Raw genomic sequence first — 14,546 nt, 5'->3', positions numbered from 1 at the left:
CCCCGCGGCGGCCCGCGCCCCTCAGAATCCTCCGCTCCCGGGAGGCGGTCAAGGGACGCGCACACCGGTCCGAGGCGATCCGACGCCATCAGCCAATCCCCTGCTGACCTCGTCCTTCTCTCCACGCTGGAGGAGCATGCACGCTGCCTTACGAACGGTTCGACAAGGCGGACGAGAATGTCCGCACGGCGTCCGAGTGGGACCGCTTCCCTACCGAAAGAGCCCACTCGGACGACAAAACATGCCTCCGCCGCCGCTTCGGCAACCGTCGCGCGCTCAGCCGCAGACCGCGTCGTCCAGCACCTTGTCGATGGGGTCACCGATGCTCGGGTCGGCAGGCCAGTCGGCGAGGTTCGCGGACAGTACGACCCGGCACGACCGGTCAGGTGTCGTGAAGGCAAGCGTCGCGTAGCCCGGTATGCCGCCGGTCTGGCCGACGGCCAGGCGCCCGCAGCTCAACCGCTCCTGCTTGAGGCCGAGTCCGTAGCGGCTATCGGGACCGAGCATCCGCACCGTGATGCGCTCCGCCGCGGGAACCAATTCCGTGGAAACGTAGCGTTCCAGCGGAGTATCCAGCAACACCTTGCCCTCCCCGACCAATTGCATCAGAACGACGGCGGTGAACATCTTGGTGGCACTCCCGGCCCGGAACAGCCCCGCCTGCGGCACCGGGGCACTCCCGTCCGCCCGAGCTGTGCCAGCCCGGGCGGTCCAGGTGCCGTTCGCGTCCGTCACCTGGATCTGGGCGCCGACAGCACGGAAGATTCGAGAGGCAGTAGGTGCGCGCCTTTCCACAGCACACGGCTTCCCGCAGCACTGGGGCAGTCCCCCGACATCACATCTGGAAATCCGGCCCCGTCGGCGGGGGGTTGCCCCCCTCCTCTCCCCCACCGCAACGGCCCGGCTAGGTGGGGTTTACGTAAAGCGCTACGTAGATCACATCTGAACGGCCCGAAGCTCCCGTACCCGGACGTAGCGTCGACGGCATCAGGCAGAAGGGCTTGCAGCCCGAGCGCAAGAGATACGCATGAGCGAAGGAAGTCCATGACCAGGACGAAGAAGATCGGGATGACGGCGCGGAGCGGCCGGGCGGCTGTGATCGGTGCGCTGGGTCTGGCCTCGGTGGCGCTGGCCGCCGGGCCGGCGTTCGCCAAGGGGGATGTGACGATCGCGGCGCCGCCCACGGCGCAGGTCGGCAAGACCTTCACGGTCACGGCACACGGCGACGACGACGCCTCCAGTTACCTGCAGGTGTGCCTGGAGAACCGCAGCGGCGGGCAGGCGTGGCACCGGCTGAGCTGCGGCGCCGTGGTCGAGAGGGGCGGCGACGCGCAGGTCACCGCACACGTCAAGGCCACGCACGCCGGCGCCCAGCAGTACCGCGCTGTGGTGTACGGCCTGCTCAGCCCGACCGACGGCCACCCCGTACGCCAGCGGACCTCCGGCCCCACCACGGTGAACGTCCGCTAAGGCCGGCAGCCCGGCCGCGGACAACCTGCGGGGCCACGACCACAGTCGGGCTTGGGCCTCGGGGACGCTACGACTGGTCTCCGGGGCCCACGCCGTGTCCGGACGGGGTGGCACCGTGCAGCACCATCAGCACGCCCGGTCCGGCGGATGGGGATGAGCCCGGCTCCCCCGCTCGGGGGAGCGACGCGTTGCCGCGACCACCTCGGAAGATGAGGACTCGTCAACCCCGGGTTGGATGACCCGGGCCGCCCGTCATGGAACCGTTCCTCCTGATCACCTCTACCATCGCATTCCGTCACATCAGGAGACCGATCCATGTCCGCATTCATCACTTCCCACCCAGGGGACACAGCCGCCGAGATTCCACCTCCGCCCCGCTGGGCCGTCCGAGCCGCTTACGCTTCAGCGCTCTCCGCCACCGTCGGGTTCATCCCGATACACGCGATCTGGGCGCTCGGCATTCCCCTCTGGGCGGACGAGCGGACATTCCCGGATTGGTACGCGGCCGGCGGTGGTCCCTATCTCTTCGTACTCAGCGGTCTGGCCCTGCTGGCCGGTCTCCTGGCGTTGAGTCTGGTCCGGCCGTGGGGCCTGACGTTCCCGAATTGGTCCCTGTTCCTGGCCGGGCGCAGCGTTCCGCGCCGAACGCTGACCGGCACGGCCTTCGCCGTCTCGGCCTTCCTCCTCGGGTACACCGTCTGGGCCGCTGCCCGGACCATCAGCGACTTCGACAACGACGGCATTTTCAGCCCGTGGATAGTCGTCTACGGAATTCCGCAGTTCCTGGTGTGGGGCATCGGCCTGTCCATCGCCGCGCATTCCTACCATCACCGCACATCACTCGGGTACCGCATTCCGCCCGAAGGTACAGAAGCGTCGCCGCAGGCGAAGGGCTGCCACGGTCACCGGCCCACGGACGGTGCCTGACCGTGCAGGAAAAATGCGTTGCCCCTCTCCGTCCGTACGTCTTAGGTGGCCCCATCGGCCGACGGAAGGGCAGGGCGGGAACCATGGGGCAGCAGCCGCAGCAGATGGAACAGCGTTTTCTGGGCGGGACGGGGTTGCGCGTCAGCGAACTGTGTCTGGGCACGATGACGTTCGGCAGCAGTGCCGACGAGGTGGCGTCGCACCGCATGCTGGACGCGTTCGTGGCGGCGGGCGGCACCTTCATCGACACGGCGGACATCTACGGGCAGGGCGCTTCCGAGGAGGTCCTGGGCCGCTGGCTCAAGGCCCGCGGCAACCGCGACGACCTCGTCATCGCCACCAAGGTGTTCGGTTCGATGGGCGACGGCGGCGGGAACGCGTCGGGCCTGAGCCGCAAGCACATCCTGACGGCTGTCGAGGGCAGCCTGCGGCGTCTCGGTACGGACTACATCGACCTGTACCAGACACACATGTGGGACGTGGAGACGCCGGTCGAGGAGACCCTGTCGACGTTGGACAGGCTCGTACGGGATGGCAAGGTGCGCTACCTGGGCGCGAGCAGCGTGTCGCCGTCGCAGTTGCAGAAGGCGCTGGACGTGGCACGGTTCCATGGCTGGGAGCCCTTCGTCTGTCTGCAGCCGCTCTACAACCTCCTGGCGCGCGAACTGGAGTGGGAACTGCTGCCGTTGAGCGAGGCGGAGGGCGTCGGGGTCATCCCGTTCAGCCCGCTGCAGGGAGGCTGGCTCTCGGGCAAGTACCGGCGCGGCATGACGTCCGCCCCGACGGGCTCTCGGGAGGCGGCCGCGCAGGAGCAGCAGGGCCGGGAGAGCTGGCGGGACCGGGACACCGAGGAGACCTGGCGCGTCGTGGACGCGGTGCTCGCGGTCGCCGACGAGACGGGGCGCACCCCGGCCCAGGTGGCACTGCGCTGGCTGCTGCAGCGCCCGGGCGTGACGGCACCGATCATCGGGGCGCGTACCCTGGAGCAACTGACAGACAACCTCGGCGCTTACGGCTGGGAGCTGACGCCGGAGCAGGACGCACGCCTGACCGCGGCGAGCGAACGACCGCTGCCGTACCCGTACGACGTACTGGCCCGCCCCAGGGAGCGCTCGCGTCCTGTCCGCCGGTTGTAGGGCGTGTATCGAAAGTATTTCCGGAGCGCTCGTCGGGCCGCTCCGCTACGGTGCGGCCATGGCGAACTTCGTGCTGGTTGCAGGTGCGCGACTCGGATCGTGGGCGTGGGACGATGTGGTGCCGCACCTGCGTACGGCCGGCCATGGCGTTTATCCGCTGACGCTGTCCGGTCTCGCTGAGAAGCAAGGCGTGCCGGCCGGGCAGCAGACCCACGTCCAGGACATCGTTGATGAGGTCGAGCGCCGGGACCTGCGCGATGTCGTCCTGGTAGGTCACAGCTACTCGGGTGTCCCAAGCGGTCAGGCCGCCGGACGGATCGGCGACCGGCTGGCGCACCTGGTCTTCCTCGACTCCAGCATTCCGGCCGATGGTGAACCTTTCGTCTCCGCCTGGCCGGACGGCGGGGCGACGGTGCGAGCATCGATCGCCGAGAACGGCGGATTCTGGCCGGTCGCGCCCGCGGCCCACTTCGAGGGCCACGGTCTCACCGATGAGCAGATCGCGCGGATCGTGGGCCGTTCGACGCCGCACCCGGGTACCACGCTGACCGAACCCGCCATGTTGGAAAGGCCGCTCGGCGACCTCCCAGCGACTTACGTCAAGTGCACCCTCGGTGACCCCGAGCCGAGCGACGACGTGGCCAAGCTGCTGACCAGCGAGTGCTGGCGGTTGATGGAGATGGACACCGGCCACTGGCCGATGTTCTCCCAGCCACGCGAACTGGCGCGGATCCTCCTCGACGCAGCCGGGGCTGGCCCGCAGGACCGTGCTTGCTGATGTCTCGCCAGTGCTGTATCAACAGCGCCGATCACAGCCACTCGTTGATGGCCACCACGGGGGCTCCGGGGCACGCTGCCAGTCGGCGGTTCCGCGAGCTGTTGCCCGGTAGCTGCCGGGTGTCTGGCCGACCGTGCGGGTGAAGGTGTCGATGAATGCGCTGGTGGTCGCCCACCCGCAGCTCCGGCCGGACTCGGTGACCGAGCGTCCTTCAGCGAGCAGGATCATGGCGTGGAAGACGCGGGTGATGGTTCTCCACTGCGGGTACGTCATGCCGAACTCGTTGCGGAACAACCGCGACAAGGTGCGTTCACTCACGCCGGAACGCCGGGCCAGCCACTTCACGGTGCGCGGCCGTGCCAGGTTCTCCGCGACCAGCGAGCACGCGCGGACCAGTCTGGGGTCCTGCGCAGTGGGCAGGGTGAGCGGCTGTACGTGCGAGCGTCTGAGCCTGTCGTGCACGACGGCCAGCAGTCGTTGGGCTTCGGGCGGGGCCAGGCCGGGTTCGCTGCCCGCGATGAGGAGTTCGCGCAGCAGCGGGTCGACGGAGACGACCATGGGTGTCGAGGCGGGGAGCGGTGCGTCGTCCGGAGGGAAGCCGTAGGTGTGCACCCGGCTGATGCCGTACACCCGATGTTCGTGCCAGGTGTCTGCCGGGGTCCACATCGCCCGGGCGCTGGAGGTGACCCAGGACGCTGCCTCGGTCCGCACGGCCAGGACGCCGGTGCTGACGTAAATCAACTGGTGGAACGGGTGGCGGTGGCGGCCGATCGTCTGCCCGGCGACGTGGTCGTTCCGTGTGATGGCCTGCCGCGTTCCTGAAGGGGTGTTCTCCGACATCTTTCGAGAGCGTACAGACAGCACCGGGAGGAAGTCGGTTCGCCGGTCCCGGTGAGCAGTGCAGCGCCGCGCTGTCGTGCCTGACGGGGCCTGGGGGGAAGGCAGGGGCTTCCGTCACCGGCGTGGCCGTTCTACGAAAGTCAACGGCGGAATTACGGAAGCCCGCCAACGCCCGGACGCGTCAGGCTGTGGGGCATGCCCACGGAGACACCCAGTTCAGCGCATGTGCCCCGCCCTGCAACCGCGCCAAGCGCTGCAAAGACGCCCGGTCCGGCAAGCGCGCAGCGCGGTAAGCCCGCCGCGAGGCGGTTGTCCGCACGGCTGCGTGGCGCCGCTCTCGACACCCGCCCCCTGAGCGTTCCTGCTTTCCGGCGGCTGCTGGCGGGGCAGGGTCTCTCGTACATCGGCACCATGATCACCGAGGTGGCGGTCCCGCTTCAGGTGTACCGCCTGACGCACTCGTCGCTGTACGTCGGCCTGACCGGTCTCGTCGGTCTCGCTCCGCTCGTCGTCTTCGGGCTGTACGGCGGTGCCATCGCCGACCGGGTCGACCGTCGCCGGCTGTATCTGGTCTCCGCGACCGTGACCTGGGCCGTCACCCTGGCCCTGTTCGTACAGGCACTGGTGGGCGCCGGGTCGGTGGGGCTGCTGCTCGGCCTGGTGGCGCTGCAGGCCGCCGCCTTCGCCGTGTCCTCCGCCGCGCGCGGAGCGATCATCCCCCGTGTCGTACCCGCCGCGCTGGTGCCCGCCGCGAACACCCTGAATTACACCGCCGGGAATCTGGGCCAGGTCGCCGGTCCGCTGGTGGCCGGGGTGCTCGTCGGTCTGCCGCACGGATTCGCCTGGGCCTACGGAGCCGACGCCGTCCTGTTCACGGCCCTGTTGTATTCCACCGTGCGCCTGCCGCCCCTGCGCATGAAGAGGGAACTCCCGCAGCGCGGGGGCATGCGGATGGTGTGGGACGGCCTGCGCTTCATCGGCTCGCACCCGGTTCTGTGGATGTCGTTCGCGGCCGATATCGCCGCCATGGTGCTGGCCATGCCCACGGCGCTGTTCCCGGAGGCCGCCTCGACGCGGTTCCACGGAGGTGCGGGACTGCTCTACTCGGCCGTCGCCGTGGGCTCCCTCGTGGCCGCCGCCTTCAGCGGCTGGATCGGCAAGGTGAGCCGTCAGGGGCGTGCCCTGACCGTTGCCGTGGCTGCCTGGGCGGTGGCCATCGCGGCGGCCGGGGCGACGGACAGTCTGACGCTCACGGTGGGGCTGCTGATCTGCGCGGGCGCCGCCGACCTGGTCAGCGCCGTCTACCGGCAGACCATCCTGCAGACCTACGCACCGGACGAGATGCGGGGCCGCCTCCAGGGAGTCTTCACCGTCGTCGTCGCCGGCGGGCCGCGCCTGGGCGATCTGCGAGCCGGGGCCATGGCTTCCGCGACCGGCATCACGCTCGCGTGGTCGGGCGCGGCCGTCGCCTGTCTGATCCTGGTCGTGGGAGCGGCACTGGCCGTACGGCCGTTCTGGCGCTATGCGGCCCCGTCGGCCTCACAGACATCGGCGGTCCCTCCGGCGTCTGCGTCGTCGGCCCCGTCGCCCTCATCGGACGATGCGCTCCCCCAACCACAGGCCGTGCACGAAGCCGGCCGATGAGACGCGGGCGGCCACGCCTCAGAGGCCCGAAATCAGTCCGGGCCTGACACCGATCTCCGCCACCTCCTCGCGGACGGCAGCCGCAAAGCGTCCGACCTCCGCCGCGAGGACGTCCCAAGTGACCGGCGAGGTCCAGGCATCCGGCGCGAAGACGGAGCCGACCCGCCACCCCTCGGCCGACTCCACCATCCGCACAGCCCCCGGTTCCGCGCAGGACATCGAGTCGAACACGAAGTCACCGCGCTCACCGTCCGGCCGGTGAAGCCAGCCCACCAGCGCATGCGCCAACTCAGCAACGGGAAACAGCTTCTCCGCGAGCACCACGCGGTCGCCGTCCCGGATGACCAGGTCGGCCTCGATGTCCACGAGCAGATGCCCGTCGTGCGCCGTCGCAGGCCGAAGGCCACGCCGGTACAGGTCCGGCGCCCCCACCTTCCCGTACACGAATTCCACCGACATCTGGCCCTCCCGAGCGTTCACGGGCCACACATCCACCGGCCACCCAAGCCGCAAACCCTACCAAGCACCTCTATATCGCCCGCTGCACGGGTGCGGCCCTCCGGCCCCACGCCCTACTCCCAGGCCGCGGTCTCGGGATCGATGCCGTGGGTGCGGGCACTGGCGTCGACGATGCGACGGAACCATGCGGCGAGGCCGGTGCGGATGCCGTCGTAGTGGGCGGCGAATCCCGGATCACTCTCGAACGTACGGGCCAGGCAGACCTGCATCTGCCTGGTGAGCGGGAAGTACGAAGCGAAGACTTCGCGGTGCCGCTCGACAAGTTGGTTCGCCTCCGGACTGCCAGGTGTGACGCCGGCGTCCATCGCGTCCCCGAGGGCGCGGTCGAGGTCGGCCATGGCGTCGGTGACGGCCTGCCATTCCTCCGGGCCGCGCGAGGCCGAGCGTTCGGCGTACTGCTGCCATTGCGTGGTGTCTCCGTAGCGCCGGCGGGCCTGGGCCGGCCAGTCCGGGTTCCACTGCGGCCCGAAGATCGCGGCCTGCTGCTCGACGGTCAGCAGCAGACCGCGCTCGTGGGCCTCGATCATCCGGTCCAGTCCGGCGCTGAGCTGCTGGAGGCGCTCGATCCGTTCGGCGACCTGGGTGCGCTGCGCGCGCAACGCACCGGACACATCCGCGGTCGAGTCGTCCAGGACAGCCTGGATTCTGTCCAGGCCGAGACCGATCTCGCGGTAGACGACGATGCGGTGCAGACGTTCCAGATCACCGGCGGTGTAGAGCCGGTATCCGGCGGGCGTACGCAACGATGGGCGCGCCAGGCCGATCTCGTCCCAGTGGTGCAGCGCGCGGACAGTGACACCCAGCCGCGCCGAGACCTGACCGACGGTCAGGCCCTCGACGTCACCGGCGTCAGGCATGCTCCTCATGGTCGCCGCGGCCGGCGTCCGGTGGGGTGATTCCGATGGCTGCAAGGTTCTGCGCCTCCTGACTGGCTGGATCGAACGGCTTCGCCGCAGTAAAGACGATCCGCGCGTTTTCGGGCGTGGTCACCGTCACGTCGCGGGTGTTCCAGGGAGTGTCCCGCGGCCCCTCGACCGAGTCAGGACGCACCGCGCGACAGGCTTCGACGAGAGAGTCGAGCTGACTGAGCACACACGCGAAACTGCAGCTCATCGCCGGTGGCTGCGCCGGAACGCGCTCCGCCGAGACGAGGAGTACGTCCTGGAACGCCCACCGCCGCAGGTGCACCAGCGTGCCAGGAATGCCGAACAGCTCGAAGAATCCCAGCCCACGGGTCCAGAAGTCCACCGAAGCCGCCAAGTCGCTCGTGGGGATCGTCACGAACGCGGGCATCCCGTAGATGCCACGGAACAGCTCCGGCGGAGCGGCGTCCGGGCCGGGAGCGGGTACGGGACTCATCTCGAACGCGTTGTAGTAGTCGCTCATGCACGCCACACAACAGCCTCACGCAACGTGAGGGTCAAGCGCGATCGGGGGCGCGCGTAAAGATGCGATGTTCAAATGTCTGACGTTTGCCTGTATGCTGCCACCATGAAACGCATCAGTACACCGCGGCGGACGGCCAGCCTCTCCGCGCAGCTCGTCGACAGTCTCCGCTCGCACATCGAGGCAGGCGGCTGGCCGGTAGGCACGCGCATCCCATCGGAGCAGGCGCTCATCGAAGAGCTCGGGGTCGGGCGCAGCACGCTGCGGGAGGCGCTCGGTGCGCTCGTGCACCTGGGCCTGCTGGAAGCCCGGGTCGGGGACGGCACGTACGTCCGCGCGTCGAGTGAGCTCCAGTCGGTGATGGTGCGGCGAGCGAGTTCCGCACAACGGAACAACGTGCTCGAACTCCGTACCGTCCTCGAAGAGTACGCCTCAGGAGCCGCCGCCCTGCGCCGCAGCGAAGGCCAACTGCGCCAACTGAGAGAGCTGTTGGCCGACGCCGACGCGGCCTGTGCGGGTGCGGACAGGTCCGCGGCCGAGAGTGTCGACGCGCTGTTCCACCGGGCCGTCGTCCGGGCGAGCGGCAACGACCTCCTGGTCGAGATGTACGACCACCTCGGTACGGCTCTCACCTCCTCCCTGGGCGGTCTGCCCTGGGACGCCGCCGGTGCCGAGGAGCACGCCGCCCTGCACCGGCGCCTCGTCGACGCGATCGAGGACCGGGACGAGAGCGGCGCCCGCGCCGCGGCGGCCGCGATCGTCCAGCTCACCCGCGAGCACGAGGCCGGGGCAGCGCACGTGACGGAGGGTGAGTGAGTCCGCGGTTAGCGTCGCTGTCCCACCGGCGCTCCCCCTCTGAGTCGCCGGCCGCCGACCACACCCGGCCTGCTGTATCCGTCGGGCTGGTCTTCGCGATCTGCCTCGTAGCGGCGAACCTGCGTACCAGCCTCACCGGTGTCGGAACGCTGCTACCGGCGATCGAGCGCGGCAGCGGCCTGACATCGAGCTGGGGCGGACTGCTGAGTACGCTCCCTCTGCTGACGTTCGCCGCGACATCACCCCTGGTGGCCCGGGCCTCCCACCGGTTCGGCACCGCACGCCTGCTGGTGGCCGCCCTCGGCGCACTGACGGTCGGCACCGTGGTCCGCTCACTTCCCTCGGTGCTCTGCCTGTTCACCGGAACGGTGATCCTTTCCGCCGCCATCGCGTTCGGCAATGTGCTGCTGCCCGCGCTGATCCGGCGGAGCATGCCCGCACACCGCATCCAGGGCATCAGCGCTCTCTACGTCACGGTCATGGGTGTCACCGCCGCGGTCTCCTCCGGGATCTCCGCGCCGCTCTCCCACACCTTGCCTGCTTCCTGGCACACCGCTCTCGCCTGGGGTGTCGCCTTCACCGTCGCGGCGTTCCTCGCCTGGCTGCCCCGGATGCGGGACGACCGGCCCCATTCCGACCGGCCTCGATCCGATCGGCCCCACTCCAACCAACTCCAATCCAACCAACCCCACTCTTCCACCGGCGTGGCCCGCAGCCCGGCCCCCTGGCGGTCCCGGCTGGCCTGGCAGGTCAGCATGTTCATGGGCCTACAATCCCTGGCCTTCTACACCGCCGTCGCATGGCTGCCCAGCATTCTGATGCACCGCGGCTCGACCAGCACCACGGCCGGATGGATGCTGTTCTACTACCAGTTGGTCTCCCTGACAGCCAGCAGTCTCCTGCCCCTGCTCACCCGGGGCCGTCACGACCAACGGTGGACTGCGGTCGGCGCCTCGGTCGCCGTGGCCGGTGGCTTCGCCGTACTGGCGTCGGCCCCCGCGCTGTCCGTCCTGGCGTGCACCTTGCTCGGGCTGGGCGGCGGCGCGTGCCTCGTCCTCGCGCTGACCTTCCAGAGCGAACGCGCAGGTAGCTCCGGCGAGGCTGCCGCGCTGGCAGGCATGGCGCAGTCCGTCGGCTACCTCGTGGCGGCGGCCGGCCCCCTCCTCCTCGGCATCCTGCACGACAGCACGGGTAGCTGGACGCTTCCGCTCGTGGTGCTGGTCGTCCTCAGCGCGGCCATGGCAGGTGCCGGGTACGGCGCAGGGCGCAACCGCCTGGTGCGCTGTTCGGCACGCTGACGAGGCGGTCCGCTCCGCTCTTCCCCGCAACATGACGATTCCCCCACCTGAACGGGCCTGCCAGGCCCAGGCCAAAGAGGAGAGCACTCATGTCTGACTCGCAGCCCCCGGCTGACGATTTCACCGCGCATACCGCTCAGCCCCCGACCGACGAGTTCACCGCACGTATCGCGCAGCGCGCCGCTCACCTGTACGCGACAGACCCGCAGTTCCGCGACGCCGCACCCCTGGACGACGTGACCGAGGCGATCCGGCGGCCGGGCCTCCCGCTCGCCAACCTCGTGGCCACGGTGATGGAGGGCTACGCGGACCGCCCCGCCCTGGGCGAGCGTGCCACGGAGCCGGTCACCGATCCGGATACGGGCCGCACCACGCTGCGCCTCCTGGAGCGCTTCGACACGATCACCTACGGCGAACTGTGGGAACGTGTCGGCGCGGTGGCCTCCGAGTGGCGGCACCACCCCGGCCACGCCGTGGACCGCGGCGATTTCGTAGCGCTGCTCGGTCCCACGAGCGCCGAGTACACCATGGTGGACCTGGCATGCGTCCGTTCCGGTGCGGTGAGCGTTCCTCTCCAGGCCGGCGCCTCGGCGGAGCACCTGTCTCCCATCGTCGCGCAGACCGGGCCGCGTCTGCTCGCGGTGGACATGGCCCACCTCGACGTCGCGCTCCAGCTCGCGGCGGACGCACCGTCGCTGGACAGGATCGTCGTTCTCGGCCACCGTTCCGAGATCACCACTCACCAGGAATGGCTGGACTCCGCGCGCGACCGGCTCGCCGCGCAGGGCCGAGGCGTCACCGTTGACACGTTGGCGTCAGTCGTCGAGCGAGGGCGGGCCCTGCCACCACTCCCCCGGTACCCCGAGGGGACGACGCCCGATACGCTCAGCTCGCTGATCTACACCTCGGGAAGCACCGGCACCCCCAAGGGCGCCATGTACACCGAGCGTCTGGTCCGGCAGTTCTGGGTCGACTTCGTGCCTGGCCAAGAGGTACGGCCGTCCATCGTGCTCAACTACATGCCGCTGAGCCACATGATGGGAAGGGGCGTACTGTTCGGCACGCTCGCCAAGGGGGGCATCGCCTACTTCGTGGCGTCGAGCGACCTGTCGACGCTCTTCGAAGACCTCTCCCTGACCCGCCCCACCGAGTTCATGATGGTGCCCCGCATCAGCGACATGCTTTTCCAGCGCTACCAGGACGGGTTGGCCCGCCGTAGCGATACGGGGGCGGAGACGGCAGGGGCCACGGCCGATCGGACGGAGCATGAACAGGGGGACTTGCGAGCGGAGTTGCGGAAGGAGTTGCGGGAGAAGACCCTGGGCGGCCGCCTTCTGTGGGCCGTCAGCGCCTCGGCTCCGCTGAGCGCCGAGATGACGGCGTTCGTCGAGAATTGCTTGCACGTCAGGCTGCTCAATGGTTACGGGTCGACGGAAGCCGGAATCGTCTCGCTCGACGGCCGGGTGCTGCGCCCGCCGGTGACCGACCACAAATTGGCGGACGTGCCCGAGTTGGGATACTTCCAGACCGACTCGCCGCACCCCAGGGGCGAACTTCTGATCAAGTCAGACCGGCTCTTCTCCGGCTACTTCCGGCGGCCGGACGCCACCGCCCAGGTCTTCGACGAGGACGGCTTCTACCGTACGGGCGACATCATGGCCCGCACCGGTCCCGACACGCTGGTGTACGTCGACCGCCGTTCCAACGTCCTCAAGCTGTCGCAGGGTGAGTTCGTGGCCACGTCCCGACTGGAAGCCCTCTTCATCGGCAGTCCGTTCGTCCGGCAGGTCTTCGTGTACGGCAACAGCACCCGTGCCTACCTGCTCGCGGTCATCGTGCCCACTCAGGACGCGCTCGACCGCGCCGGAGAGGACACCCAGCGCCTCAGGTCGATGCTGCGCGAGTCCCTGCAACGCCTCGCCACCGAGGCGGGCCTCAACGCGTACGAGATTCCACGGGACTTCCTCATCGAGACCGAGCCGTTCAGTCAACAGAACGGGCTGCTCTCCGGAGTGCGCAAGCTGCTGCGGCCCGCGTTGACGAAACGCTACGGCGAGCGCCTCGAAGCGCTGTACACCGAGCTGGCCGAGCGCGGGACCGACGAACTTCAGGCACTGCGCCAGGCAGGCCCGTCCCAGCCGGTGCAGGAGACCTTGCTCCGGGCCCCCCGCGCCCTCCTCGGACACCGACAAGGTGACGTCAAGCCCGGCATGCACTTCCTGGAACTCGGCGGTGACAGCCTCTCCGCGCTGTCGTTCTCACAGTTGCTGAAGGAGATTTTCCACGTCGACGTGCCGGTCGACGTCCTCATCAACCCGGTCAACACACTTCGGCAGGTGGCTCATCACATCGAGAATGCCCTTGCGGGGCACCAGCGTCCGACTGCCGACAGTGTCCACGGGCCAGGCGCGTCGCGAATCCTGGCGAGCGACCTGAAGCTGGACGCGTTCCTCGACACAGGCACCATCGGCACCCTCGCCAAGACTGGCAGGCCGGCCGGTCCGCTGCCCGAAGCGAAGACCGTCCTGCTGACCGGCGCCAACGGTTACCTGGGCCGCTTCCTGTGCCTCGAATGGCTGGAGCGGGTCGCCGAGCGCGGCGGCACCCTGGTGTGTGTGGTCCGTGGCAGCACCGACGAGACGGCCAGGGCACGGCTCGACTCGGCCTTCGACAGCGGCGACCCGAACCTTCTCCAGCACTACCGCGATCTGGCCGCCGAACACCTGGAGGTGGTCGCCGGCGACATCGGGGAAGCCGATCTCGGGCTCGGCAAGGAGACCTGGCAGCGGCTGGCCGACACCGTGGACCTGATCGTCCACCCGGCGGCTCTCGTCAACCATGTCCTGCCGTACGACCAGCAGTTCGGCCCCAACGTCCTGGGTACGGCCGAACTGATCAGGCTCGCGCTCACCTCCCGTGTCAAGCAGCTCACCTACCTGTCGACGGTCGCCGTCGTCTTCGGGGCCGAAGCCGCGGCCGACGAGACGGCAGACATCCGCACAGCCTGCGGAGCGCGCGACCTCGACGGCGGTTACGCGGACGGTTACGCGGCCAGTAAATGGGCGGGCGAGGTGCTGCTCCGCGAGGCGCACGAGACGTACGGTCTGCCGGTCGCCGTGTTCCGCTCGAACATGATCCTCGCGCACCGGCGCTACCGGGGCCAACTGAACATCCCGGACGTGTTCACCCGCCTCCTGCTGAGCCTGCTGGCGACAGGCATCGCGCCAGGCAGCTTCTACGCCCGAGGCGCCGGCACCGACACGGGCAGCGGGCACTACGACGGGCTCCCCGTGGACTTCACAGCACGGGCCATCGCCGCGCTGGGCGACGGCACTCGGGAGGGTTACCGGACCTTCAACGTCGTGAACCCGCACGAGGACGGCATCTCACTCGACACGTTCGTCGACTGGCTGACGGCAGCCGGGCACCCCTTGACGCGCATCCACGACTACGGCGAATGGCTCGACCGCTTCGCAACCGCCCTGCGCGGCCTGCCCGACCGCCAGAGGCAGCATTCGCTGCTCCCCCTGCTGCACGCCTTCACGAAGCCGGAGCAGCCCCTGCCTGGATCGGCCCTGCCTGCACAACAATTCCGCGCGGCCGTGCGGGCCGCCATCCTCGGCGGGGAGGCGGACATCCCCCATCTGTCGCAGGACCTGATCACCAAGTATGTGGCGGACCTTCGGGCACAGCACCTGCTGTGACCGGTCGAGCCGGTGACCGGGCTGGATC

At 69.3% G+C, this 14,546-nt stretch carries 13 protein-coding genes; 8 read left to right on the top strand and 5 right to left on the bottom strand.

The window, feature by feature from the left end; translation table 11 throughout:
• Positions 1 to 276 precede the first annotated feature (276 nt).
• The gene (locus EJG53_RS43525) at positions 277 to 795 is read right to left on the bottom strand and encodes a serine hydrolase (RefSeq protein ID WP_307721714.1); all 519 of its coding nucleotides are present in this window, start codon (positions 793 to 795) and stop codon (positions 277 to 279) included.
• Positions 796 to 1,044: 249 nt separating this feature from the next.
• Here EJG53_RS43525 and EJG53_RS40065 point away from each other — a divergent pair, with 249 nt between their 5' ends.
• The 4 genes from EJG53_RS40065 to EJG53_RS40050 all read left to right on the top strand — a co-directional run bounded on the left by EJG53_RS40065 (position 1,045) and on the right by EJG53_RS40050 (position 4,311).
• The gene (locus EJG53_RS40065; RefSeq protein WP_125048999.1) at positions 1,045 to 1,470 is read left to right on the top strand and encodes a hypothetical protein; all 426 of its coding nucleotides are present in this window, start codon (positions 1,045 to 1,047) and stop codon (positions 1,468 to 1,470) included.
• A 315-nt stretch (positions 1,471 to 1,785) separates the two neighbouring features.
• Positions 1,786 to 2,397 carry a hypothetical protein gene (locus EJG53_RS40060; RefSeq protein WP_125048998.1) on the top strand — a complete coding sequence of 204 codons (612 nt, stop codon included), beginning with the start codon at positions 1,786 to 1,788 and terminating at the stop codon, positions 2,395 to 2,397.
• A 104-nt stretch (positions 2,398 to 2,501) separates the two neighbouring features.
• Entirely contained in the window at positions 2,502 to 3,533 is a 1,032-nt protein-coding gene (locus tag EJG53_RS40055) for an aldo/keto reductase (RefSeq protein WP_125049911.1), read from the top strand.
• A 58-nt stretch (positions 3,534 to 3,591) separates the two neighbouring features.
• On the top strand, positions 3,592 to 4,311 hold the full coding sequence (locus tag EJG53_RS40050) for an alpha/beta fold hydrolase (RefSeq protein WP_125048997.1): 720 nt from the start codon (positions 3,592 to 3,594) through the stop codon (positions 4,309 to 4,311).
• Between the two features lie 18 nt (positions 4,312 to 4,329).
• Here the strand turns inward: EJG53_RS40050 and EJG53_RS40045 are convergent, their stop codons facing one another.
• On the bottom strand, positions 4,330 to 5,151 hold the full coding sequence (locus EJG53_RS40045) for a helix-turn-helix transcriptional regulator (protein WP_125048996.1): 822 nt from the start codon (positions 5,149 to 5,151) through the stop codon (positions 4,330 to 4,332).
• 309 nt (positions 5,152 to 5,460) lie between these two features.
• Here EJG53_RS40045 and EJG53_RS40040 point away from each other — a divergent pair, with 309 nt between their 5' ends.
• Positions 5,461 to 6,795, top strand: coding sequence for an MFS transporter (locus EJG53_RS40040; RefSeq protein ID WP_125048995.1), 1,335 nt, complete (start codon positions 5,461 to 5,463; stop codon positions 6,793 to 6,795).
• Between the two features lie 18 nt (positions 6,796 to 6,813).
• Here the strand turns inward: EJG53_RS40040 and EJG53_RS40035 are convergent, their stop codons facing one another.
• From EJG53_RS40035 to EJG53_RS40025, 3 genes are all read right to left on the bottom strand, one after another.
• Entirely contained in the window at positions 6,814 to 7,275 is a 462-nt protein-coding gene (locus tag EJG53_RS40035; RefSeq protein ID WP_244955560.1) for a DUF7878 domain-containing protein, read from the bottom strand.
• A gap of 92 nt (positions 7,276 to 7,367) precedes the next feature.
• Positions 7,368 to 8,171, bottom strand: coding sequence for a MerR family transcriptional regulator (locus EJG53_RS40030; protein WP_125048994.1), 804 nt, complete (start codon positions 8,169 to 8,171; stop codon positions 7,368 to 7,370).
• On the bottom strand, positions 8,164 to 8,700 hold the full coding sequence (locus tag EJG53_RS40025) for a VOC family protein (RefSeq protein WP_125048993.1): 537 nt from the start codon (positions 8,698 to 8,700) through the stop codon (positions 8,164 to 8,166). The genes EJG53_RS40030 and EJG53_RS40025 overlap by 8 nt, the downstream gene beginning before the upstream one ends.
• A gap of 105 nt (positions 8,701 to 8,805) precedes the next feature.
• Between EJG53_RS40025 and EJG53_RS40020 the strand changes: the two genes are divergently transcribed.
• From EJG53_RS40020 to car, 3 genes are all read left to right on the top strand, one after another.
• Positions 8,806 to 9,516, top strand: coding sequence for a FadR/GntR family transcriptional regulator (locus EJG53_RS40020; RefSeq protein WP_125048992.1), 711 nt, complete (start codon positions 8,806 to 8,808; stop codon positions 9,514 to 9,516).
• Complete coding sequence (locus EJG53_RS40015) at positions 9,513 to 10,814, top strand: CynX/NimT family MFS transporter (RefSeq protein ID WP_125048991.1); 1,302 nt, start codon at positions 9,513 to 9,515, stop codon at positions 10,812 to 10,814. Before EJG53_RS40020 ends, EJG53_RS40015 begins: the two co-directional genes overlap by 4 nt.
• Before the next feature lie 89 nt (positions 10,815 to 10,903).
• Positions 10,904 to 14,518, top strand: coding sequence for a carboxylic acid reductase (gene car, locus EJG53_RS40010; RefSeq protein WP_125048990.1), 3,615 nt, complete (start codon positions 10,904 to 10,906; stop codon positions 14,516 to 14,518).
• The last annotated feature ends 28 nt before the right edge of the window (positions 14,519 to 14,546 follow it).

Origin of the sequence: Streptomyces chrestomyceticus JCM 4735, from assembly GCF_003865135.1 — a bacterium.
GTDB lineage: Bacteria > Actinomycetota > Actinomycetes > Streptomycetales > Streptomycetaceae > Streptomyces > Streptomyces chrestomyceticus.
Note: the sequence above shows the minus strand (reverse complement) of the source record. Positions and strands in the feature narration are given on the sequence as shown.